At 64.2% G+C, this 22,668-nt stretch carries 19 protein-coding genes; 8 read left to right on the forward strand and 11 right to left on the reverse strand.

Features of this window, described 5'->3' with window-relative positions:
* The first annotated feature begins 45 nt into the window (after positions 1–45).
* The 3 genes from F4Z81_10475 (at position 46) to F4Z81_10485 (ending at position 2,458) form a co-directional block, all read left to right on the forward strand.
* Complete coding sequence (locus F4Z81_10475) at positions 46–996, forward strand: dihydroorotate dehydrogenase (GenBank protein MXW05478.1); 951 nt, start codon at positions 46–48, stop codon at positions 994–996.
* Entirely contained in the window at positions 981–1,793 is an 813-nt protein-coding gene (gene pyrF, locus F4Z81_10480) for an orotidine-5'-phosphate decarboxylase (protein MXW05479.1), read from the forward strand. Before F4Z81_10475 ends, pyrF begins: the two co-directional genes overlap by 16 nt.
* A gap of 113 nt (positions 1,794–1,906) precedes the next feature.
* Positions 1,907–2,458 carry an RNA methyltransferase gene (locus F4Z81_10485; protein MXW05480.1) on the forward strand — a complete coding sequence of 184 codons (552 nt, stop codon included), beginning with the start codon at positions 1,907–1,909 and terminating at the stop codon, positions 2,456–2,458.
* Between the two features lie 10 nt (positions 2,459–2,468).
* On the opposite strand, the gene F4Z81_10490 is transcribed toward F4Z81_10485, so the two are convergent.
* Positions 2,469–3,233: a chlorite dismutase family protein gene (locus F4Z81_10490; protein MXW05481.1), complete on the reverse strand. Its 765-nt coding sequence runs from the start codon at positions 3,231–3,233 to the stop codon at positions 2,469–2,471.
* 113 nt (positions 3,234–3,346) lie between these two features.
* Between F4Z81_10490 and F4Z81_10495 the strand changes: the two genes are divergently transcribed.
* Positions 3,347–4,441, forward strand: a complete 1,095-nt coding sequence (locus F4Z81_10495) for a ferrochelatase (protein ID MXW05482.1) — start codon at positions 3,347–3,349, stop codon at positions 4,439–4,441.
* 25 nt (positions 4,442–4,466) lie between these two features.
* Here F4Z81_10495 and F4Z81_10500 read toward each other — a convergent pair whose 3' ends face one another.
* The 3 genes from F4Z81_10500 to F4Z81_10510 form a co-directional block, all read right to left on the reverse strand.
* Positions 4,467–5,522, reverse strand: a complete 1,056-nt coding sequence (locus tag F4Z81_10500) for an isochorismatase (GenBank protein MXW05483.1) — start codon at positions 5,520–5,522, stop codon at positions 4,467–4,469.
* The gene (locus F4Z81_10505) at positions 5,512–7,554 is read right to left on the reverse strand and encodes an NAD(+) synthase (protein MXW05484.1); all 2,043 of its coding nucleotides are present in this window, start codon (positions 7,552–7,554) and stop codon (positions 5,512–5,514) included. The genes F4Z81_10500 and F4Z81_10505 overlap by 11 nt, the downstream gene beginning before the upstream one ends.
* A gap of 184 nt (positions 7,555–7,738) precedes the next feature.
* Positions 7,739–8,623: a carbon-nitrogen hydrolase family protein gene (locus tag F4Z81_10510; protein MXW05485.1), complete on the reverse strand. Its 885-nt coding sequence runs from the start codon at positions 8,621–8,623 to the stop codon at positions 7,739–7,741.
* Positions 8,624–8,818: 195 nt separating this feature from the next.
* Here F4Z81_10510 and F4Z81_10515 point away from each other — a divergent pair, with 195 nt between their 5' ends.
* Positions 8,819–9,046, forward strand: a complete 228-nt coding sequence (locus tag F4Z81_10515; GenBank protein MXW05486.1) for a hypothetical protein — start codon at positions 8,819–8,821, stop codon at positions 9,044–9,046.
* Between the two features lie 14 nt (positions 9,047–9,060).
* On the forward strand, positions 9,061–9,747 hold the full coding sequence (queC, locus tag F4Z81_10520; protein MXW05487.1) for a 7-cyano-7-deazaguanine synthase QueC: 687 nt from the start codon (positions 9,061–9,063) through the stop codon (positions 9,745–9,747).
* Here the strand turns inward: queC and hrpA are convergent.
* From hrpA to F4Z81_10535, 3 genes are read right to left on the reverse strand one after another with little or no spacing between them, the layout of a single operon-like run.
* Positions 9,742–13,836 carry an ATP-dependent RNA helicase HrpA gene (hrpA, locus tag F4Z81_10525; protein ID MXW05488.1) on the reverse strand — a complete coding sequence of 1,365 codons (4,095 nt, stop codon included), beginning with the start codon at positions 13,834–13,836 and terminating at the stop codon, positions 9,742–9,744. The genes queC and hrpA overlap by 6 nt on opposite strands.
* Positions 13,836–15,035: a NupC/NupG family nucleoside CNT transporter gene (locus tag F4Z81_10530; protein ID MXW05489.1), complete on the reverse strand. Its 1,200-nt coding sequence runs from the start codon at positions 15,033–15,035 to the stop codon at positions 13,836–13,838. Before F4Z81_10530 ends, hrpA begins: the two co-directional genes overlap by 1 nt.
* Before the next feature lie 7 nt (positions 15,036–15,042).
* Positions 15,043–16,551: a glycosyltransferase gene (locus F4Z81_10535; GenBank protein ID MXW05490.1), complete on the reverse strand. Its 1,509-nt coding sequence runs from the start codon at positions 16,549–16,551 to the stop codon at positions 15,043–15,045.
* A 2-nt stretch (positions 16,552–16,553) separates the two neighbouring features.
* Between F4Z81_10535 and F4Z81_10540 the strand changes: the two genes are divergently transcribed.
* Positions 16,554–17,969 (forward strand): hypothetical protein, encoded by a 1,416-nt coding sequence (locus F4Z81_10540; GenBank protein MXW05491.1) that lies wholly within the window; start codon positions 16,554–16,556, stop codon positions 17,967–17,969.
* A 242-nt stretch (positions 17,970–18,211) separates the two neighbouring features.
* Positions 18,212–18,979: a glucose 1-dehydrogenase gene (locus F4Z81_10545; GenBank protein ID MXW05492.1), complete on the forward strand. Its 768-nt coding sequence runs from the start codon at positions 18,212–18,214 to the stop codon at positions 18,977–18,979.
* 74 nt (positions 18,980–19,053) lie between these two features.
* Here F4Z81_10545 and mltG read toward each other — a convergent pair whose 3' ends face one another.
* Genes mltG through F4Z81_10565 form a run of 4 tightly spaced genes read right to left on the reverse strand, consistent with a single transcriptional unit; the run spans position 19,054 to position 22,666 of the window.
* Complete coding sequence (gene mltG, locus F4Z81_10550) at positions 19,054–20,049, reverse strand: endolytic transglycosylase MltG (GenBank protein MXW05493.1); 996 nt, start codon at positions 20,047–20,049, stop codon at positions 19,054–19,056.
* On the reverse strand, positions 20,046–20,648 hold the full coding sequence (gene ruvX / locus F4Z81_10555) for a Holliday junction resolvase RuvX (GenBank protein ID MXW05494.1): 603 nt from the start codon (positions 20,646–20,648) through the stop codon (positions 20,046–20,048). The genes mltG and ruvX overlap by 4 nt, the downstream gene beginning before the upstream one ends.
* Positions 20,649–20,685: 37 nt before the next feature.
* Entirely contained in the window at positions 20,686–21,573 is an 888-nt protein-coding gene (locus F4Z81_10560; protein MXW05495.1) for a TauD/TfdA family dioxygenase, read from the reverse strand.
* A gap of 46 nt (positions 21,574–21,619) precedes the next feature.
* Entirely contained in the window at positions 21,620–22,666 is a 1,047-nt protein-coding gene (locus tag F4Z81_10565; GenBank protein ID MXW05496.1) for a hypothetical protein, read from the reverse strand.
* Positions 22,667–22,668 lie beyond the last annotated feature (2 nt).

A 22,668-nucleotide genomic window follows, 5' to 3' on the forward strand; every position in this document is an offset into this window, starting at 1 on the left:
GGTCTGCGACGCCGGCCCGGTGTTCGACATGCAGGAGGTCGTGCTGTGACGGCACAACCCGATTTGACGGTAAACATAGGTGCGCTGAAGCTGAGGAATCCCGTGCTCGCCGCGTCGGGCACCTTCGGATACGGATCGGAGTACGGCCGGTTCGTGGATCTCTCCGATTTCGGCGGTATCGTCACGAAGACGCTCACGCCGGAGCCCTGGCCGGGCAACCCTCCGCCCCGGGCCGCGGAGACGGCCGCCGGCATGCTCAATTCCATCGGACTGCAGAACGTGGGCGTGGAGGCCTTCATCCAGGACAAGATGCCGTACTTGAGAAAGGTGGACACCGCGTTGATCGTCAACGTGGGCGGAGGTCCGGTGGAGGAGTTCGTCTACGTGACCGAACGCCTGTCAGACTGCGAGGGCATCGATGCCCTGGAGATCAACATGTCCTGCCCGAACGTGTCCGGAGGCATGGACTTCAGTACCGATCCACGGCGCGCGGCGGAACTGGTTTCCACGCTTCGGGGCGTCACGGAACTGCCGCTCATCGCCAAACTCACGCCGAACGTCACAGACATCGGGGAGATCGCACGCAGTGTCGAAGAGGCCGGCGCCGACGCCATATCGGCCATCAACACCCTGCGAGGCATGGCGGTGGACATCCGCACGCGCCGCCCCATGCTCGGCGCCGTCACGGGGGGGCTGTCGGGTCCGGCCATCAAGCCCGTGGCCGTAGCGGCCGTCTACCGGATCGCAAGCCAGGTGAACGTCCCGGTCATCGGCATCGGCGGTATCATGAGCGGAGAAGACGCCGTGGAGTTCCTCGTTGCGGGCGCCACGGCCGTCCAGGTGGGCACGGCCACCTTCGTCGAACCCCGCGCCGGACCGTCTGTCGCGCGTACGCTGGCCGAGTGGTGCGCCGCGTCGGAAGTGCACTCGGTCCGCTCGCTGATCGGAAGCATACAAATACCTTCACAAGAGGACGCCCCATGTCACCGTTCGTAGATAGATTAAACCGCGCCCGGGCCGTGGCGAACAGCCTGGTCTGCGTGGGGCTCGATCCGGACCTGGATCGATTCCCGGAGCACCTCAAGTCGGAACCGGACGCGTTGTTCGAGTTCAACCGGGCGATCATCGAGCACACATCGGATCTCGTTTCGGCCTACAAGCTGAACATCGCGTTTTTCGAGGTCATGGGCTCGAGGGGCTACGAAGCGCTGGAGCGCACGCTCACGGTGATACCGGATGGGGTCGTGGTCATCTGCGACTGCAAGCGGGGAGACATGGGGAACAGCGCACGCATGTACGCGAAGGCGCTGTTCGAGCATTTCGGTTTCGACGCGGTGACCGTCAATCCCTATCAGGGACGGGATTCCGTGCAGCCCTTCCTGGACTACACCGACCGGGGGGTTTTCATCCTCTGCCTGACGTCCAACGAAAGCGCCCGTGAATTCCAGTACCTGTCCGTCAACGGACACCCGCTGTACCTGGAGGTGGCCAGCGTGGCCAGGTCGTGGAACACCGCCCGGAACGCGGGCCTGGTCGTGGGGGCCACGCAGGCGGAATCCCTGGCGGGCATCCGTGCCGTCGCCCCGGATATGCCCCTGCTGATCCCCGGGGTCGGCGCCCAGGGCGGCGACCTGGAAACGGTCATCCGCGAAGGCGCCGACGAGCATGGCGGCGGACTGCTCATCAATTCCTCCCGGAGCATCCTGTATTCCTCCGGCGGCCATGACTTCGCCGAGTCCGCCCGGGCGGCTACCCTTCAACTCAGAGACGAGATCAACGACCTGTTGCCCTGAACGCCCCGCGCGTAGGAACCTCCGTGCGATTGACGCCCCGTGCGCAGGAACGCCGCGCACGAATGACGCCCTGTGCGAAGGAACGCCCCGTGCAGTCCAGGAAAACCGGAGATATGGAGACGAACTTCGAAGTCCGCAGCTTCGACGTGGAAATCACGAAGGAAGCGTACGACCGGCTGCCCAAGCTGCCCCTCTACTTCGTTCTGGACAACCTGCGCAGCGCGTTCAACGTGGGCTCCATCTTCCGGACCTGCGATATCCTGCGGGTGAAGGGCCTTTTCCTGTGCGGATATACAGCCTGTCCGCCCCACGCGAAACTGGAGAAGACCGCCCTGGGCACCATCGATTACGTTCCCTGGCGTTACTTCGAAACGGCCGTCGACGCGGTAGAATGCCTGAAGGATCGCGGTATTGCGGTGTGGGCCGCCGAAACCACGTCGGAATCGGTGTCCTACGACGCCGCGGTGTTTCCGGACGAATTGGCCATTGTGCTCGGGAACGAAGCCCTCGGGGTGAGCCGGGGCGTGCTGGAACGCTGCGACGGCCTGGTCGAAATCCCCACGCGGGGCTACAAGAATTCGCTGAACGTGGGGTCCGCATGCGCCGTCCTGGGATTCAAGGCGCTGGAGACGATGGAAGGGGCTCGAGGCGGATCGAAAGGATGACGCCGGATGGTCAGGGGTCGCTCGACCAGGTCTTCTTGCCGACGAAGAACGGTCCGAGCGAATCGATGTACAACGCGGTCTGCTGGGTCTTGCGCATGTCCTGCACGACCCGGGACAGCGGGTAGAGGTCCTTGCCGATCAACCCGATGACGAAGTCGTTGTCCGCCTCGTCCAGCCCGTAACAGGCCAGGCGGATATCGTGGGCGAAGTCGGCCCGGCCGTAGGCCCGCCCAATGTGGGCGTGTTCCATCAAGATCTGGCGCTGTTCCTTGTGTTCCAGTCGCGCGAAGGCGCCGTTGCGCCGCAACGGGTACCAGATGGCCCAGGGCCAGTCGGGATTGAGCACGGTGTTGCGCGGCCGGTGGATGAGCGATTCCATCAGATCCGGCTCGAATCCCATGGAGTAGGTCCTGCCGAGCATCGTCATGGACCCGCGGCGGTCCAGGACATCGAAAGGCCGTTCCGTCAGCAGGTTCCGGATATCGGTTACGAAGGTATCGGGATCTTCGGCGAGAAACAGCACGCCGATGCCCAGGGGATCGTTGACGTCGAGGTACACCGCGGCATCCAGGCCGGAATTCCCGAGCCTGGCCGCGATGTCTTCTGCCATGGGCCGCGTCTGGCCAGGCTGACCAGGCTGGCCGCCGGATTCGGTGCCGGACAGGGTGAATACGTTGAGCTGCATGTACAGCCGCGTTTCGGCCGTCTGGGGTTGCCCGTCGACGGGCGCGCCGCGTTCAAGGATGTCGGGGGTTTTCCCGGTTTCTTCACTCACTGCGCTTCCCTGTTGCCTGTTTCGCGAAATCACGCGAAATTCCAATGGGTCCAGCCGTGCGTAAATTAGGGTCGAACCGGTAGCATGGCAAGGAAATACAGAGTCGGCACACCATGCGGGGAGGAAGCCCGTTGAACTACGACGCACTGCTCCTGGTATCTTTCGGAGGCCCCGAGGGCCCGGACGATGTGATCCCCTTCCTGGAGCGCGTGCTCAAGGGCCGGCGCGTCCCCCGGGAACGGATGATGGAGGTCGCGGAACACTACCACCATTTCGGCGGAGTCAGCCCGATCAACGGCCAGAACCGTGCGCTGATCTCCGCCCTGGAAGAGGCATTCGAAACCCGCGACCTTTCCCTGCCGGTCTACTGGGGAAACAGAAACTGGCATCCCCTGCTTTCGGATACGGTCGGGCGCATGGCCGCGGACGGGATTCAGCGGGCCCTGGCCTTCGTCACGTCCCCGTACAGCTCCTGGTCAAACTGCAGGCAGTACTTGGAGAACATCGAGGATGCCCGGCGCGAAGCGGGGTCCGGCGCACCGGTGATCGAGAAGATCAGGCCCTTTTTCAATCATCCGGGATTCATCGAAACGATGGCGGCGCGCGTACGCTCCGCGCTGGATCGCCTGCCGGAGGAACGCCTTCCGCGGGCGCACCTCGTGTACACCGCCCACAGCATACCCCTGGCCATGGCCGGCGGCTGCGCGTACGAAGCGCAGCTCCGCGAAGCGTCCCGGCTCATCAGTGAGCGCGTGGGCATGTCCTCCTGGGCGCTGACCTTTCAGAGCCGCAGCGGGCCGCCCGCGCAGCCCTGGCTGGAACCCGACGTCTGCGACTACATCCGGTCGTTCCGCGCATCGGACGCGGCCCGGGCAGATGCGGCGCATAACGCGGACGCGGCGGACCAGGCGGACCAGGCGGGCCAGGCAGACCGGGCGGACCGCGATATCGTGGTGATCCCCGTGGGATTCATCTCCGACCACATGGAGGTGGCCTACGACCTGGACGTGGAAGCGCGGGCCTGCTGCGATGAACTCGGGGTGCGCATGGTCCGGGCGGAGACGGCGGGGACCCATCCCCGCTTCGTGGACATGATCGTGGAGCTCGTAGAAGAGCGGTTATCCCCGGGGGCGGCCAGGCCGGCCGAGGGCGTCCTGGGTCCCTGGCCCGATCGATGTCCGCTGGACTGCTGTCCTCAAGGCAGGTAGGGCAGCTGCTACGCGCCGGTCGTCCTCACTCCGGAATTCCCCACTTATCCATGGGTACGGTGGAACGCACCCGGTGCATGCCCGCGTCGGCGAACCGGCCGAAGGCCTCCTCCGCCTCTTCGGTAAAGTCGATTACACCGGGCACGACGACCGGCGAGGTGCAGTCCTCCAGCAGGCAGACACGCGGGATCATGGACGGCTCGCACGCCGCGAACGCCGACCGGAGATCCTCCACCGTCCACGCCACGCAGTGGCTCTTGGCCTGCCCGGCCACGATGACGGCGTCGAAGGTCATCAGGTGTTCGACCAGCGGTGTGTTCTTCACGCCCAACGAGGTGTTCTTCGCATCCAGCGGGCGGCCTTCGGAATCTTCCGTCACTTCGGGGCGCAACGCGGAGTAGTTTTCCGTGAGGGCAAGGTTCCCCTTGATTTCAAAACGCGTCTGCCGGACCCGGGCGATGCCGTGAAAGAATACCGCCTCCTCAACGGCGGACACCAGGGCGTGGCCGATTCCCCCGAGCATGGCGTGGTAGGGCCAGATCATGAGGGGATACTTGCCGTCCCGCGTGAGGCGCCGTACGTAATGCATTGCGTAGTCGGAGAGATCGACCCGATCGCTGTACCAGGCCTCCACGGCCGGATTGACGCGCCAGGTTCCAGCTTCCACGTCGTCCGGGGTGATGATGGTCTCGCCCCCGGTGGGATGTTCGCCGTCCCGGTCTACCCAGAACACCGGATGGAAGACCTGCTGGGCCGTGTGAGTGTCCAACGTGGGGATGATTTCCGAGATGGAATGGAGGTTGCGGTAGATGAAGGCGCAAAGCCGCTTGTTGTCCTCTACGGCGCCCCGGCCGCTCCGGCCTCCCACGAAGAGTTCGAACTCGGGGAGACAGAAGGTGTTCTGGCAGTCCACCAGGAGCAGCGCGGTGCGGCACTCATCTTCCACTGAGGGCCTGAGGCCGTGTTCCGCCGCCCACACGCGGGCATCGGCCGCCCGTTCTCCGTAGGGGACGCGCCAAAAGGTCTCGACGGAATCGGGCCGGTAGTGGGGCGGCACTTCGCCGGGTGGTCTAAAGCGCATCGGGGATGCGTTCCAGGTCCGTCAGCCAGGCAGCCGGCGAAGCATCGGACGGCATCCGCCAGTCGCCGCGGGGAGAGATGCAGGTCATGCCGACCTTGGGTCCTTCGGGCAGGCAGTTCCGTTTGAACTGGTTTTGGAAGAACCGGACAATGAAGACGCGGAGCCAGGCCTTGATTTCAGGGAGTCCGTACTTCCCCTCGAAGGCGTGCAGCGCCATCCGGGCGATCCGGGAAGGCGAAAAGCCGAAACGCAGGAAGTAGTAGATGAAGAAGTCGTGCAGCTCGTAGGGACCGATTTCTTCTTCGGTTTTCTGTGCGATCTCGCGATCGCTCGGGGGCAGCAATTCCGGGGAGATGGGTGTATCGAGGATGTCCAGCAGTACCTCGCGGACCTTCGGCTCCTCCTCGAAGACCTCGTCGGCCGTCCATTTGATCAGGTAAGAAATGAGGGTCTTGGGTATCCCGGCGTTGACCCCGTAGTGGCTGGCGTGGTCGCCGAACATGGTGCACCAGCCCAGCGCCAGTTCCGAGAGGTCTCCCGTGCCGAGAACGATGCCCCTGACCTGGGCGGCCGTGGCGAGCTCCTCCAGCTTCCGCGTCCATGCCTGGGTGTTCTCGTAGACGAGGTCTTTCTTGTCTTCCGAATGATCGATGTCCCCGAAGAACTTCCGTACCGCGGGTTTGATGTCGATCTCCCGGAACGTGGCGCCGACGGCACGGATCAGGGCGCAGGCGTTCGTGTAGGTCCGTTCCGTGGTGCCCAGACCCGGCATGGTCAGGGCCACGATGCGGGACCGGGGCAGGCCGAGGAGGTCCATGGTGTGCACCGCCACGTTCAGGGCGTGGGTCGAATCCTGACCGCCGGAGACCGCCACGACGACGCGCCGGGCATCCTCGGGCAGCGATCTGAGCTTGGTCGCCAGTCCCGTGGACTGGATCATGAAGACCTCGCGGCATCGCTGGCTGCGTTCGGCCGGATTCTGGGGTACGAAGGGATGGGCGGGTATGTCGCGATGGAAGGTCTGATACGCCTGTTCACGGCCTTTTCCGGCGGCACCGTTATCCGCATCCCCGGCCTGTCCGGGCCGGAAGCCCGGCAATGAGACGGACCGCCAGGATGACTTGTAATCCATGGCGTTCTGCCGGAACGAACCCTGGACGCCGCGCTCCAGCGTAAGCGCCTCCACGTCCACGTCCGCCGTGATGCAGGTCCCGTCCAGTTGAAATCGTTCCGTTTTCGCCAGCATGTAGCCGCGCTCGGTGATGAACCCGTGGCCGTCCCAGACCACGTCCATGGTCGATTCCCCGAAGCCCGCCGCGGCGTACATGTGTACCGCCTCGTTGCGTCCCGAGGAGGCCAGGATGAGGTCCTCGCGGTACTGCGCCTTGCCGATGACGATGTTCGACGCCGAGAGATTGGCGAGTATGGTCGCCCCCGCCAGCGCCGCCCGGCTGGCCGGCGGGACCGGCACCCAGTCGTCTTCGCAGATCGTCGGGTAGATCACCACCCTGGGATCATCCGTGCGCAGGAGCACGTCGGGTCCGAAAGGCGCGTCCCGGCCGCAGAGGGATACGGTCTCCGTCTGCGCTTCAGCCGCCCGGGCGAAGTACCGTGTCTCATAGAATTCGCGGTACTGGGGAAGATAGGTCTTGGGCGTTACCGCCAGGATTTCCCCGCGGCTGCAGGTCACCGCGACGTTGAAGACCGCGTGGTCCAGCCGCAGGGGCATGCCGAAGCTGAAGGCCGGGTCGAGCCCCTCCGTGCCGGCGAGCAATGCTTCCAGGGCCTCCAGGGCGCCTTCCAGGAGCGCCTGGGAGTGAAAAAGGTCGGCGCAGGTATAGCCGGTGAGGCTCAATTCGGGGAAGAGGACGTAGGAAGCCCCCATCTCTCCGGCCGCTTCAATCTGCTCGAGGTGATGGGCTACATTCTCCGCGGGATCGCCCACGCGTATGCGGGGTACGGCGATGGCCAGGCGGACGAAGCCGTGGCTTCGAATATCCAGGAACTGGTCGGGTATAAACTTCGGGTCCATGGTCACCATATCTCGCAGCGATTCCGTGCGGACCGGTTCGATCCGGTATCCCGGCCGGCGGTCCAATCCGCACGACGGCGGTCCAATCCGCACGACGGCCGGCTGACAATCACGAAAAAGATAAGGGATATGCGATTGGACAGGCAAGACGCAATTTACGGCGCGCCAACGGGTTTGAGGGCCGTCAGTCTTTCTCGATCAGCCGGCCCTTCCCGTCATGGCCGACCTCCACGGTATCGCGCCCCTGCCTCCTTCTGCGCATCCGGTCCCGGTACCGCAGGGGCATTTCCCGGCGGCGCCAGGCGAGGAATCCACGCTCATGCCGGTCCCGGTTCCGAAGCGACGGCGGCGCCGGAATGGCGATGGTCCCATGGGTGATGGCGGTCTGCTTGCGGGACAGGGCGACGATTTCCCCTTTGCTCACGATCAGCGTGACGCCGACGTTGGCTTCGACGATGGGCACGCCGTTCTCGCGCGCCCGGGCGAGCACGGCCCGGTCCTGGGCGCGGGCCGTCGACCCGAAGGAGGGAATGAGCAGGTAGCGGGCGCCGTCGAGCACTGGAATGCGGGCAATATCCGGGTTCCACCGGTCGTTGCAGATGACCATGCCGGCCCGCCCGAAGGGGGTGTCGAAGGCGCGGCTCCCCTTGCCAAGGCGGTTGAACCACCACGACCGGTGATGCCCCTCGGCCAGCTGCATCTTGTGGTACTTGCCCCGCAGCCGTCCCCGCTGGTCGAGGAATATCGCGCAGTTGTATACCTCGTCCCCGATCCGCTCGGCGAGACCGAAGGCGAGGCACATGTTCAACGATTTCGCGAGTACGCGGAACCGCCCGATGACCGGGCTGCGCATGGTCAGCGAGACGCGATTCATTTCCTCCGGAAGGATATCGCCGTCGATGATCTCGTTGACCACGTAGCCTTCCAGCACGCCTTCCGGCGCGACGGCGAGTTCGGCCCCATCGGCCGCGGCCTCGCGAAACATCTCTTCGAGCCGGGCCGCGTTCCCCTGCAGGTCCATCTTGACCGGTTTGAACGAGAGCGCTGCAACACGCACGTCTCTGAACATGTTTTGCCTCCGGATTACAGGCTAGAAGCATTGCGGATTCACGACTAACTCAATATATTGCGCCCGATCGCGCCTTCGCAATGGTGGCATAATCTGCGCTACGTTCTATACGAGGGACTAGGGTACGTTTCGATCACCAGGTCGGGCATCTGGTTCGTTCGCAAGTTTACACACTGTACCACCGGGAGGATTACGATGCCGCCAACCACCCCCCAGCACGAATTTGCAACGAAGGCCGACCTGGAAGCCTCAGTTTCCTCGCTGAAGGAACTCATGTACGCCCGGTTCGACACGATGGACGCACGGTTTTCCGCAATGGACGACAAAATCGACAAGAGGATTTCTGCCGCTGCCAACAAGCTCATGCTGGCACTGGTCGTCATCGCCGGATCCATTATTGCCAGTCTGCTCTACACTTCCTGATGGATAGGACCGCCATGAAGGCTGCCGTTGTACTGCTCAGCGGCGGGGTCGATTCGGCGACCACGCTCGCCTTGGCCCGGCACGACGGATTCGCGAGCCACGCCATCACCTTCGACTACGGCCAGCGCCACCGGTTCGAGCTCGAAGCGGCCAGGCGCGTCGCCGAGTCCATGGGAGTCAGGCGTCACGTGACCATACCCTTCGACCTGCGGGCCATCGGCGGGTCGGCGCTGACGGACGACATCCCGGTGCCCAGGGACCAGGATCCCGAGACCATGGCAGGGCAGATCCCGTCCACCTACGTCCCGGCCCGCAACACCATCTTCCTTTCCTTCGCGCTAGGCTGGGCGGAAGTGCTCGGTGCATTCGACCTGTACATCGGCGCCAACGCCATCGATTACAGCGGCTATCCCGATTGCCGGCCCGAATACATCGCTGCCTTCGAGCGCATGGCCAACCTGGCGACGCGTGCGGGGGTGACCGGCGAAGGCAGGTTCAACATCCATGCGCCGCTCATCGAAATGTCCAAGGCCGATATCCTGCGAACCGGCGTCCGGCTCGGTGTGGACTACGCCCTCACGACCAGCTGTTACGACCCGGCGGACGACGGGGCGGCCTGCGGCCGATGCGACGCCTGCATCCTGCGGCGGAACGGGTTCGAAGAAGCCGGTATCGAGGATCCGACGCGATACGCCTCATGACGCTTCCGGCTCGCGGGTATCCGCATCGATCCGGGCCAACAGTTCCTGCAGTCTCTTCGGCGAGACAGTCCGTGCGGTCCCCAGCTCCTGGGCGAACACCGACACGCGGTATTCCTCAAGCATCCATCTGAATTCATCCAGCCGTGCGGGATCCACGTCGTCCCGGGTTTGCAGTGACTTGAGCGCTTCGTCGAAGGGCTTGACCCGCTCCGCCTTTTTCAGGTCCTTCGTACGGTCTTCCCGGGCCCGGCGGGAACGCATATCCACCGCCTTGAGGTATCGGACCAGGTTGGGCAATTCGACGGCGGGTGTTTTCCGCAGGAAGTCGGGTGGAAACAGCCTATCGAGGTCGCCTTCCATGCCGGGGTAGGCGCCGTCCTTTCCGATTCTTCCCCCGACTACCCTTTCCAGCGCTTCCATCTGTTGTCGAAACCAATGGGGGAGTTTCTTCAACAGCCCCCGCGCGGTCTCCACGTCTTCTTCGAAGCGCAGGGCCGTCAGCGGATACAGGGGTTCCCGGGTGAACAGGGCGGCCAGGAGGTGGTCGTAAGCGGTATCCTGCAGCGCTTCGAACCCGCCGGCATGGTCCGCCAGGGCGGGGAGGTTCCGAAGAAACGCCAGATCCCTGCGCAGCCAGGCCATTGCATCGCCCATCCGGCGTTCGAGCAGGCGGACCAGCCCCTTGCGGCTTTCCCGCAACGCTTCATGCCGGTCCCGGAACAGGCGCAGGTCCACCAGGTCGTCATCCGCCTGCAGTCCGGGATAAGCGTACTGGGGCACGGTTCCCGACAGACCGATTTCGACCCTTTCGGGCAGGTCCCCGATCGACCAGTCCCGCAGGTCGTACTTCTCCCAGATTTCCGCCGCTTTCCGCCAGCCTTCCGATTCGACGGCGGCGGCGCGGCCCGTGACTTCGGCTTGCAGGCGATCGGGATCGCGGGTAGAAAGGACGGTGCTCCCGTCCTCCGCGGTCACCAGGACGCGCATGCTCAGGTGGTCGGGAACGGAATCGGGCGACCAGTCCGACGGGTCGATTTCTATCCCGTGCCGCCTGGCGATGTATGCCGCGAGCGCATCGGTCAGGGAGGAAGCGGAAGGATCCAGGTCCTCCGCGATCGTACGGGCGGTTTCCGGAATGGGCACGAGCTGCTTGCGTTTCCTTCCGGGCAGTCCTCGGAGCAGGGCTTCGATCTTCTCGTACAGCAGGCCGGGCACGAGCCATTCCAACGTTACGGGATCCAGCAGATGGACCCGGTCGACCGGCAGCGAAAGGGTGACCCCATCCTCATCCCGGCCCGGCCGGCAGGCATACTGCAGGGGAAGCAGGTCGCCTTCCAGGTCGAAATGTTCAGGAAAACCCTCCGGTCTGCCTGGTCTGCCTGGTCTGCCTGGTCCACCCGCGCCGTCCTCTTCCTCCCCGGTACCCGTAAGATCCCCGATTTCCATGTGCAGGAAGGAAGCATTGTCCGCGCCGGCAGTCTTCATCAGGCGGTTGAGGTCGTGCACCGACGATACCCCGGAAATCCGTTCCTCGTAGAAACGGAAGGCGGCCTCGTCGAGGTCGACGCGATAGGCGTTTCGGTGTTGCAGCAGCCAGGTCTCGGCATCCCGCCGTATCCCGCGGTTATGCTCCAGGAAGTCATGCCGGGCTTCCAGGTCTTCGCCGACCAGGCCGGCCAGGCCGACCAGGCTGACCAGGGCCTCGCGGATGAAGATACGCGTCGCGTCATCGGGATCGATCTTCTTGTAGTCGACGGTACGCCGGGAGACCATCAGGCCGTACAGGTGCAGCGTTTCCGTGGCCGTCACCCGCCCGGCGGACCGGTCCCAGCCCGGATCGGAAAAGGAAGCACGGCACAGGTGGCGGCCCAGTTCGGCGGCCCACCCGGGTTGTATCCGGGCCACCGTGCGCGCATAGAGCCGGTTGGTCTCGACCATCTCCGCGGCTACGATCCAGGGTGCGGCGCCCGTGCCGTTCCGTGGTCTGTCCGCGGCAACCTTCCCGGCATCATCGTGCCCCCGCTCGGCAGGTCTTTTCTCCGGGTGCTGTTCGACCGCTTTTCTTCGAAAGAGGCCGGAACCGGGGAAGATCATGGCGGTGCGGTTCCGGGCCCCGGAATAGAGATTGCCTTCCCGGTGTTCAGCGACCTGGCTGAGCAGTCCGCTGAGGATCGAACGGTGGATCGCGTCGAAGTGTGCCCGGCCCGCCCGGCCCGTACGTCCCGCCCTTCCGCGGAACCCGCCGGATTCCCGCAGCGCGCGGCGGAGTTGCACGTAGATATCGCGCCACTCGCGCATGCGGTTGTAGGACAGGTAGTGTTGCCGGCAGAACCTGCGCATGGCGCCCTGGGTCTGCAGGTGTTCGAAGGTGCGGTGAAAGGCCTCCCAGATATTGAGGAGGGTCAGGAAATCCGAGGTCCTGTTCCTGAATTTGCGGTGCTCGGCGTCCGCCTGTTCCTGCTGATCGAGCGGCCTTACGCGGGGGTCCTGTATGCTGATGGCCGACGCGATCACGAGGACCTCCTGCAGGGCGCCTTCCTGCCGGGCCTGCAGCAGCATGCGTGAGACCGTGGGCGATACCGGCAATCTCGCCATGTCCCTGCCCCGGCCGGTCAATCGCCGTTCCCGGTCGATAGCCCCCAGTTCGGCGAGCAGTCCGAACCCGTCCCGGATCGCCTGGGGCGTGGGCGGGTCGAGAAAGGGGAAGGCGTGGACGTCGCCCAGTTTCAACGCCAGCATGCGCAGGATGACTTCGGCGAGATTGGCGCGCTGCAACTCGGGCGTGGTGAATTCCGGCCGGCTTTCGAGGTCGGCCTCGCTGTAGAGCCGAAGGCAGACGCCTCCCGACACGCGACCGCACCGTCCGGCCCGTTGCAGGGCGCTGCTTTTCGCAATGGGTTCGATAGGCAGGCGCTGGGTGCGGGTCCGTGCGGCGTAACGGCTGATCCGCGCGAGACCGGTATCGACGACGTACTTGATGCGTGGTATGGTCAGCGAGGTCTCGGCGACGTTCGTGGCCACGACGATGCGACGGTTGTTCCCCGGCCGGAAGACCCGCTGCTGGTCCGCGTTGGTCAGCCGACCGAAAAGCGGAAGCACGTCGGTGTGTCGGTAGGACCGGCCGTCCAGCCTCCGGCGTGTCTCGTGGATGTCCTTCTCCGTGGGGAGAAACACCAGGATGTCGCCCCGGCCAGGTTCTTCCATGATCCTGTCGACCGCGTCCACCGCCCCGTCGACATAGGTATATACCTCGGATTCGCCCCGGGTATCCTCGAGGGGTAGATAGCGGATCTCCACCGGGTGCAGGCGTCCGGACACCTCGACGACCGGCGCCTGACCGAAGGCGTTCGAGAAAGCGGCGGCGTCGATCGTCGCCGAGGTGACCACGATCTTGAGGTCCTTCCTGCGCCGGATCAGCAGACGCAGGTAACCGAGCAGGAAGTCGATGTTCAGGCTACGTTCGTGGGCCTCGTCTATAATGATCGTGTCGTATTCAAGCAGATCCGGATCGTGCTGTATCTCGGCGAGCAGCATGCCGTCGGTCATCATCTTGATGCGGGTCTCGGCCACGGTCTCGTCCGTGAACCGGATCTTGCACCCGACTTCCCGTCCCCAGGTCGCACCGAGCTCCTCGGCGATGCGGCGCGAGACCGACAGGGCGGCGACGCGCCGGGGCTGCGTGCACGCGATGCGGCCGTAAACGCCCCGGCCGGCTTCGAGACAGATCCGGGGCAACTGCGTCGTCTTGCCTGAACCGGTTTCCCCCGTCACAATGACCACCGGGTGGCCGCGCAGGGTTTCGAGGATTTCATCTTTACGGGTTGAAATGGGCAGCTGGCGGTCGATGTCGACAGAGGTGTCAGAGCGAAGGCGCGCCTCCACGAGCCCGGCCGATGCAACCGCCTGATCCTTCAACCTGCGAAGCCGGCCGCGGACCCCGCTCCCGCCGCGCGCACCGCCGCCACTCCCGCCGCGCGCACCGCGCGACCTCTTCAGCCCACGCTGGATGTCCCGCCGATCCTTGAGCGTGCAGCGGGGGAGCAGGTCCCGGATCTCGGCCGCCAGCCTATGGTCCGTGGAGGCATCCACTACATCAGGAGGCCCGCCACGGTGGCGGTCATGTTGGCGGCCAGGGCGCCGCCGATCATGGACCGGATACCGAACCGGGCGATGTCCTTGCGCCGTTCCGGCACCAGACCGCCGATCCCTCCGATCATGATCGCGATGGTCCCGAAGTTGGCGAAGCTGCACAGCGCGTACGTGGCGATGGCGAACGACCGCTCCGACAGTTGCTCCTGCATGGCGCTGAGGTCCTGGTAGGCGAGGAATTCGTTCAGGATGGTCTTCTTGCCGATCAACATGCCCACGGCCTGGGCGTCTTCCCACGCCACGCCCATGAACAGGGCCAGCGGCGCGCAGAGCCATCCGAGCATACGTTCAAGCGAAAGCGGCTCGCCGCCCACGTAGGGGGCGAGCCCCACCGCCCAGTTGAACAGGCTGACGAAGGCAATGGCTATGATGAGCATGGCCGCCACGTTCAACGCCAGTCTCAACCCGTCCGACGCGCCGCTGCAGGCCGCATCGATGAAATTGACCCCCGGTTTCGGGACATCCACGGTCACGACGCCCATGGTGCGGGAGGTTTCGGTCTCGGGGGTCATGATCTTGGCGACGACCAGCGCCGCGGGCGCCGACATGAGCGAGGCGGCCAGGAGATGGCCGGCGTCGGCGCCCAGGGCTACGTAGGCGGCCAGCACGGAACCCGCCACGGTCGCCATGCCGGAAGTCATCACGGCCATGATCTCGGACCGGGTCATGGTCTTCAGGTAGGGCAGGATGACGAGCGGCGCGGTGGAAGCCCCGAGATAGACGTTCGCCGCCGCGGCCATGGATTCCGACCCGGAGGCGCCCATCACGCGCACCATGACACGGGCCATCTGCCGGACGATCCACTGAATGAAGCCCAGGTAGAACAGGATCGAGGTAATGGAGGATACGAAGATGATCATCGGGAGCACGGAGAAGCCGAACAGCGCGGTTTCCACCAGGTCACCGAAAACGAACCGCGCGCCCTCGTTGGAGAAGGCGATCACCTTGTTGACAGCCAGCCGGGCCAGGTCGAACACCACCTGGCCGGGCGCCGTGTGTAGTAGAAGCAGAGCCAGCAAGCCCTGCAGGGCCAGGCCGCTGCCGATGAGCCTCCAGTTCATCCGGCTGCGGTTCTCCGACAGGAGCCAGGCGATGGCCAGGAGGACGACCAGGCCGAAGAGGCCGAGGACACGTTCCATGGACGGGCTATCCTTGGCTGGCGGTTCCCGGCCAAAGGGAGGCCAGGCCGACGTATAGGTAACCGGCGAAGAACAGGCACAGGAAGGGAATGGAAGGGTAAATGCCGTTGATGGCCGTGTAGTAGATCAGCAAGCCGAAGTGCACGGCGAACAGCAGTTCCAGCGCGGGAAGCCAGTTCCGGATCCCCCGGTAGCGCAGATTGCGCCATGAGGCCGCCCGAGTCGCCTGGTCCGCCTGGTCCACCTGGTCCGCCTTGCCGAGGATGCCGTATTTGGGCGTCCGCTGGAAACCCGACTTGAGGTTCAGCAGCGCTTCCAGAACAGCCCGCGTGTTGTTGAGGCAGATGCCGATGCCGATGGACATGAGTACAGGAAGGTAAAAGGGGGACCATATCCACCTGGTGCGGTTTATTTCGAACTGTGCGAACAGGTAGAAGAGCGATACGGAAACCGTGGCCGCGCAGAGAAAGGGCAGGTCGATCCAGAAGGAGTTGATCCATCCGGCCTGCACCCGGATCACGATGGACGGGAAGATCAGGACCGAGAGCAGCAGCATGAGCAGGTAGGCCATGTTATTGGTAAGGTGATAGGTCGCCTCCAGCTTGAAACGGAAGGGCAGCGCGCTGCGCCATACCGGGGGCAGCATTTTCTTCGCGGTCTGTATGGACCCCTTGGACCACCGGTGCTGCTGGGTCTTGAAGGCGTTCATTTCCACGGGGAGTTCGGACGGCGTGGTGACTTCCTCCAGGAATACGAAGCGCTGGCCCCGGAGTTGTGCCCGATAGCTCAGGTCCAGGTCCTCGGTCAGCGTGTCATGCTGCCAGCCGCCGGCCGCCTCGATGCATTCCCGGCGCCAGATCCCCGCTGTCCCGTTGAAGTTGAAAAACCGCCCCGACCGGTTCCGGGCGCCGTGCTCCATGACGAAATGGCCGTCCAGCATGATCGCCTGGACCCGGGTCAGGATCGAGTAACCCCGGTTGAGATAGGTCCACCGGGTCTGTACCAGGCCAATCCGCTCGTCACGGAATCGGTGCATGGTGTTCCCGAGGAAGTCCGGCGGCGGGATGAAGTCGGCGTCGAAAATCGCGATGAACGCGCCGCGCGCCACCTCGAGCCCCTCCTGCAATGCGCCCGCCTTGTATCCGGTGCGTTCCTTCCTGTGAAGGTAGTGGATATCGATGCCGGCCGCCCGGTGACGTTCGACGCAACGGGCCGCGAGACCGCGGGTCTCGTCGGTCGAATCGTCCAGTACCTGTATTTCCAGCCGGTCGCGGGGATAGTCGATGCGGCAGACGGCGTCGATCAGCCTTTCGACCACGTACTGTTCGTTGTAGAGGGGAAGCTGCACGGTAACGACCGGGGGCGGATCGCCCAGGGCTTCCGGCTTTACACGCCCGGCCCGGTCCTTATATTTGTAGTACAGATACACCATCAGGTACCGGTGGATCCCGTAGACCGCGAGCAGGAACAGGACGAGGAAGTAGAGAAGTATGAAGATCAGCGAGAGATAGCTCATACATGTCCGTTTCTGCTTACCGCATCCCGCCCGGATTCACTGAACGGCTTGCCCCGATAGCCATCCCCGGCCTCCTGCTCGTGGCCGCCTGTGTCGTCATAGTGGCCATCGGCGACCTGCGGGAGGGTCTGATCGGACCAGGCGGACCAGGCCGACCGTACGACCCTGACGCGTTCCTGCCTGCCTTCCTGTCCTCGTGGGTGGCCCTGCCGGACGCCCTGCTGCTGTTCTGGATCCCCTTCGCCGCGGCATTCATCGCCTACTCGGTCGCCGTCGTCCACCAGGTCCGGGCCGGTGCGTCGTCGGACCGGGATACGTTCTGGTTCATCCTGGCCGCGGCCATCCTCTGCCGCGTCATCCTGCAGTTCAGTCCCCCCACTCTGTCCGACGACATCTACCGGTACCTCTGGGACGCCAGGATGCAGTTCCAGGGCGTAAACCCCTACGTTTACGCCCCGGAGAGCGAGGAAATTGCCCACCTGCGCGATGAATACCATGAGGGAATCAACAATAAGGACGTCCCCACGGTCTATCCGCCCCTGATGCAGGCGGCCTTCATGACCGCGGCGTATCTGTGGTACAGTCCCGCTTCGATGAAACTGCTCTTCACCCTGTGCGACGTGGGCGTGATCATCCTCACGATCCTGATGCTCGGCCGCCGGAACCTACCTCGGGAGCGCGTGCTCATCTACGCCTGGAATCCTCTCGTCCTGGTTGAAATCGCGGGCAGCGGCCACAACGACTCGCTGCCGGGCGTCCTCATGCTCGCCGCGTTGCTGGCCGTGGACGGCCTCCGTCCGGTCCGGGCGGTTGCCTGGCTTGCCCTTTCCATGCTCGCCAAGTGGTTCACCGCCATGCTTGTCCCGTCCTTCTACCGGAAAATACGCGGCATCAGGCCGTTCTGGCTGATTCCGGTCCTGCTGCTCGCCGGTTATCTGCCCTACCTCGGCGCCGGGCCGGACCTGTTCAGCGGACTCCTGGTCTACGGCGACAAGTGGCGGTTCAATGACAGTCTCTTTTCGATCTTCTTCTATCTGACGGATTCGCTGAACGCGTCCAAGGTCATCGCGGCATTGCTTTTTGCCGCCCTGGTCGCGTACTGCGCGGCCAGGATAACCGATCCGTTCCGTTCGGCCTTCGTACTGCTCGGAGGCTATCTCGTGCTTACGCCCACGGTGCAGCCCTGGTACCTGGTCTGGATCATCCCCTTCCTTTGCCTGTACCCCAACCCGGCGTGGATCCTGCTCTCCGGCCTGGCCGCCCTTTCGTATCACGTCGTGATCGGGTTTGTCCTCACCGGGACCTGGGAAGAGGAAATCTGGGTCCGCTATGTACAGTACGTCCCCTTCTACGGCCTGTTGATCGCGCGCTTCGTGAGGGACGGATCGTGGCGGAACGCGCTGAAACCGGCTTCCTGAAGCACGCGGAATTTCACGGGAGCACCGGAGGCGTCGCAACCATGGCGGCGCACCGGCGTAAAGTAACCGGCGCAGGCGTCGGATGCAAGCGCTAAGGCGCCGCGCGGCGTGGCGACGACGGCCGAATTCAATTGACGAAATCCAACCTCGACTGTACACTCCTCCGCCGATATCAGCCAGTTGACCGCGTGAATTTCATGACAAAGCAAGACCAAGCTAGACCGATCTGACCGGAGGATTCAATGTCCGATACATCCCTGTTTTCCCTGGAAGGCAAAAAAATGATCGTCACCGGTGCGAGCAAGGGCATCGGCAAGGCCATCGCACTGGGGGCCGCCCGTGCGGGCGCCGACCTGGCGATCGGAAGCCGCACCCGGGCCGACCTGGAGCCGGTGGCTTCCGAGATCCGGTCGATGGGCCGCGAATGCGTCGTTCATACGGTGGACGTAGGCAAGTTGGACTCGATCCGCACGTTTGTGGACCAGGTGCTCGCGGACGCGGGAGACATCGATATCCTGGTCAACAATGCCGGTTGCAACCGGATCATGCCGGTGCTCGAAGTCACCGAGGAAGTGTACGACGAGATTGTCGACGTGAACCTGAAAAGCGTCTTCTTCCTCAGCCAGGCCCTCGCCGCGCACATGATCGAACGGGGCCGTGGTGGGCGCATCATCAACGTATCGTCCCAGGTGGGCGTTGTCGGCGGTCCGCTACGGGCGGCCTACACGGCGGCCAAGGGCGGCGTGTGCACGCTGACCAAGTCCATGGCCGCCGAGTGGGCGGAGCACGGCATCACCGTGAACGCCGTGGCGCCGACCATGACGCGAACCCCCATGGTGGAGAAGGCGATGGAGAACCCGGGGTTCCGGGCCAATATCAAGAAGATCCTGCTGGGACGGCTGGCCGAACCGGACGAAATCGCCAGTTCGATCATCTACCTCGCGTCCGACGCGAGCGCCATGGTAACGGGCCATACCATGGTCGTGGACGGCGGTTACACGGCCGTGTGACGACAGTCAGCGGTCCTGCATCAACCGTCATCAAGGTCAGTACCACTCGTCAAGATAAGTACTGCTGGATTAGATCAATTCCGCTGGCGTCTGACCTGGGCCCGGGCCCGGTTGTGCTCGCGGTTGGTAACGGAAAAGATGTGCCTGCCGTCCCCGCGGGCTACGAAGAAGAGATAGGGCACGTCCTCCGGGTAGAGCGCGGCGTGAATGGACGCCTCACCGGGGCTGCAGATCGGTCCCGGCGGCAGCCCGGCATGCACATACGTGTTATAGGGCGAGGGGTGGGACAGGTGCTTCTCGTAGAGTCTCATGTTCGGCCTGCCGATCCCGTACTGGACCGTGGGGTCGGCCTCCAGTCGCATGCCCCTCTGCAGCCTGTTGTGAAATACCCCCGAAATGACGTCCCTTTCGTCGTCCACCATCGCTTCCTGTTCGATGATGGAAGCCAGGGTGACGATCTCGTGTAAACTATACTCCAGTTCCTCCGCCCGCTTGCGGTACTCCTCGGTGATGGTTTGCAGATGTCGCGACGTCATCTGCTTGAGGATGTCGTCGACGGTCATGTCCGGGTACATGTTGTAGGTCGCCGGGTACAGGTATCCCTCCAGGGAGGGCGCTTCGATCCCCAGCGATCGCACGGCCTCCGGATCGACGGACCGTTGAACGAACGCGGTGGAATCGATGCCGATCCTCGCCCGCAGGATCCGGGCCGTTTCAGGGATGGTCAGGCCCTCCGGGACATTGACGCGATTGACCACGATCTTGCCCTCGACGAGCATGCTCAGGATCTGGCCGGCGTCCATGTAGGACTCGATTTCGTAACGTCCAGCGTTTATGCCGTGCCCCACTCCCCTGTAACGCGCCAGCAGTTCGAACAGGATCGCGTGACGTACCACGCCCCGGTCTTCCAGGTCCCCGGCGACGTCGGTCAGGGTCATGCCGGGTTCGACGGTGTACTGGATGACGGTATCGCGCTCGACCGCGAGGTTGGAGAACTGGTAGGCCGCGACCAGCACGGCCGTTCCGAATAGCACGACGAGGACGATGGCAGCGGGAAGTAGCATTTTCATGGTCGTGAATCCGGTTCTGTCGCCTTCCCCCGGCGGAAGTCCAGGTAGTTCTGCAGCAGCAGCGTGGCGGCAATCCGGTCCAGGCTGCCCTTGTTTCCCCGGGCCGTGCTGCCCATTTCGTGCATGGTCCGACGGGCCGAAACGCTGGTCAACCGCTCGTCCCACGTACGTACATCGCAGGACACCTTCTTCCGCAACTCGTCCGCCAACGCCTCGACCTTCCCGGCCATTTCGCCCGCGGTTCCGTCCATATGGACCGGCAATCCCAGGATGATCTCCCGCACCTGCTGTTCCTCGACGATAACCACGATGGATGCCAGGGATTCGACCGTGTCTGCCGTCTGGAGCGTATCCAGCCCCTGGGCGATCAGACCGGCCGGATCGCTAAGGGCGAGCCCGACGCGTCTTTCACCGTAATCTACGGCGAGTACCCGTCCCACCGGGGGTTGGCCCGTTCCGGTTCCCGAGGGAGCGACGGTATCGGCGAGATCACCAGCCAGGCCATCGGCGCCATGTGTCGGGAGGCCAGTCTGCCGTCCGCGCTTCGACTTCTGACGTCGCGGCGTCGTGGCGCTGTTGGGTCTGTTTTTACGGGGCATGTCGATCTTTCCTGCCTCACGCGGCAACGGAAGCCGCTCAGTGCTTCGTCGCCCGTTCCCGCTCGATCATCGGCGGCAGCCCGGTCACGCTGATGCGCCAGAGCAGGCGGCGGTCACGAGGTCCGGTGGCCGGTTCCAGCACCGTGGCCTTGTGCAGGGTCGAAAAGGTGTCCCACGCACCCGCGTCGCCCACCCTGAAGTCGTACTCGGTCACGTACTCCGGCTTGATGGCGTGGGCGGCCAGTTCATCCAGCAGGTCGAAGGCCTCGTCATCCGGCATGCCGACGATGCCGAAGGAACTGCCGCAGACGCCGTAGAGCGCTTTGCGTCCAGTGACCGGGTGGCGTTTGACCAGGGGATGGTAGACGTTCTCGACCCGGTCCTTCTGGTCCAGCGTCAGCTTTTCCGCCGAGGTCGAAGACTCCTCGTTCATGTCCGCCCGGTTTCCGTAGTGATGCAGAACGGACAGGTTGTCGATGGTGTCTTTCATCTTCACGGGCAGGTCGTCGTAGGCGGTCATCTGGTCGGCGAAGTAGGTAGGACAGCCCCCATCGGGCCACTGCCGGCCGTAAACGACCGTGGAACTGTTGGGCGGGTCCTGGTAGGCCACGTCCGTGTGCCAGAAGGCCGCGCCTTCGTAGACGCCGATGGGACGCCCGTCTTCGAAAATGTTGGAGAGGTTGAGTATGGCCGAATGGTTCTCGTGGCGCAGGTGATCCAGGAAATGGGGCTTCTGGGCGCCGAACTCCCTGGTGAAGGCGTCGTAGCGGTCGAAGGTCATTTCCTGGCCGGGGATCACGATCAGGCCATGTTCGTGAAATACCCGCAGGATTTCGCGCATGACTTCCGGTTCCAGCGGTTCCGACAGATCGACGCCGGATATCTCCATGCCGAATCCGGGCAGGGGTCTCGCGGAAATTCGCATGGCGGTCACCTCCCGTTCCTCAAGGCGCCATCTCCATTACGCCGTCCTATGCCGGTGCGCCATAGGGACTGTCTTGAAACACGGCCTTCAGGTCCCGCGCCCATCCCGATTCGGGCAGGAAGCGTGCGCAGTCGTTCCAACCCGATTCGAGGGCCGCACGGAACAGCGGTTCCGCGGATGACCGCGGCCACGCGCCGATCAGCCGGAACAGCGCGGGCGAATACGCGCCGGGCCTGGGTGGCCCGTTCGGTCCGCCCGGTCCGGCCGGTTCGGGCTGTCCGTCCGACGCAGACGATCCGGCCGGTGCAGACGACTCCGACCGGTTCATAGAGTGGACGGCCGCCGCGTAAAGCCGGTCACCATACCGCGCAAGCAGCTCGTCCACCGTGGTCTCGCCATCCGGTACGGGTTCGTCCTCCGTCTTGAAAAGCAACTGCAACAGGGGCGCCATGGCCTCGTCGGGCAGCGCTTCTGCCGGGCACTCGAGCAGGGAGACATATACCGCGTCCCGGGTATATTCCGCACCCAGGCTGCCCAGGTGGCCGTACTGATCGCCGACCGGCGGCGGCGTCCCGTACGCGACGGGCGCCAGGGTCCGCTCCGGTGGGAGTACTGTTTCCCCGTCCGACGGGAAGACTTCCCGGTAGGTCGTAAGGGTGAGCCGTTTGACCTCGTACGCGTACATGTCGGGGTGGACGTCTTGTACGCGATCCGCGGCGAACAGCAGCCACCCGGGCGCATATAAGGCCTCGTCCCGGTAGAGTACTGCGCGGATCGGCTCGGATGCCCCGTCGGCCAGGATACGCAACTCGGCGGCATCGAGAGGAAGGCTCTGGACGGTCCGGTGCGCCACGTCGAACAGCACCGCCACCTTCTGCAGATCTTCCTCGCCTTCGAGTTTCAACGACGATTTCAGGGTGTTCTCGGCGGCTTTACCGAGCCTGCCCAGCGGTTCGACCACCGCCCAACTGCCCTTTATTTCCGAATGTCCCCGGCCGATCCAGCCGCCCCGGTTGAACCAGTTCGCGATCGATCGAACGAGCAGGATCGCGACCACAATGAAGAGGGCAATGATGAGAAGGCGTTGAAACATGA

Source organism: Gemmatimonadota bacterium, assembly GCA_009835325.1.
Taxonomy (GTDB): Bacteria; JAAXHH01; JAAXHH01; order JAAXHH01; family JAAXHH01; genus JAAXHH01.

Excerpts from the sequence above, each read along its gene's own strand:
- pyrF (MXW05479.1), top strand. The coding sequence starts at position 981 with ATGTCACCGTTCGTAGATAGATTAAACCGCGCCCGGGCCGTGGCGAAC.
- F4Z81_10535 (MXW05490.1), bottom strand. The coding sequence starts at position 16,551 with ATGAGCTATCTCTCGCTGATCTTCATACTTCTCTACTTCCTCGTCCTG.
- F4Z81_10545 (MXW05492.1), top strand. The coding sequence starts at position 18,212 with ATGTCCGATACATCCCTGTTTTCCCTGGAAGGCAAAAAAATGATCGTC.
- mltG (MXW05493.1), bottom strand. The coding sequence starts at position 20,049 with ATGAAAATGCTACTTCCCGCTGCCATCGTCCTCGTCGTGCTATTCGGA.
- F4Z81_10505 (MXW05484.1), bottom strand. The coding sequence starts at position 7,554 with ATGGACCCGAAGTTTATACCCGACCAGTTCCTGGATATTCGAAGCCAC.
- F4Z81_10495 (MXW05482.1), top strand. The coding sequence starts at position 3,347 with ATGCGGGGAGGAAGCCCGTTGAACTACGACGCACTGCTCCTGGTATCT.
- F4Z81_10500 (MXW05483.1), bottom strand. The coding sequence starts at position 5,522 with ATGCGCTTTAGACCACCCGGCGAAGTGCCGCCCCACTACCGGCCCGAT.
- F4Z81_10515 (MXW05486.1), top strand. The coding sequence starts at position 8,819 with ATGCCGCCAACCACCCCCCAGCACGAATTTGCAACGAAGGCCGACCTG.
- F4Z81_10530 (MXW05489.1), bottom strand. The coding sequence starts at position 15,035 with ATGGAACGTGTCCTCGGCCTCTTCGGCCTGGTCGTCCTCCTGGCCATC.
- F4Z81_10510 (MXW05485.1), bottom strand. The coding sequence starts at position 8,623 with ATGTTCAGAGACGTGCGTGTTGCAGCGCTCTCGTTCAAACCGGTCAAG.
- queC (MXW05487.1), top strand. The coding sequence starts at position 9,061 with ATGAAGGCTGCCGTTGTACTGCTCAGCGGCGGGGTCGATTCGGCGACC.
- ruvX (MXW05494.1), bottom strand. The coding sequence starts at position 20,648 with ATGCCCCGTAAAAACAGACCCAACAGCGCCACGACGCCGCGACGTCAG.
- F4Z81_10560 (MXW05495.1), bottom strand. The coding sequence starts at position 21,573 with ATGCGAATTTCCGCGAGACCCCTGCCCGGATTCGGCATGGAGATATCC.
- F4Z81_10540 (MXW05491.1), top strand. The coding sequence starts at position 16,554 with ATGTCCGTTTCTGCTTACCGCATCCCGCCCGGATTCACTGAACGGCTT.
- F4Z81_10565 (MXW05496.1), bottom strand. The coding sequence starts at position 22,666 with ATGTTTCAACGCCTTCTCATCATTGCCCTCTTCATTGTGGTCGCGATC.
- F4Z81_10485 (MXW05480.1), top strand. The coding sequence starts at position 1,907 with ATGGAGACGAACTTCGAAGTCCGCAGCTTCGACGTGGAAATCACGAAG.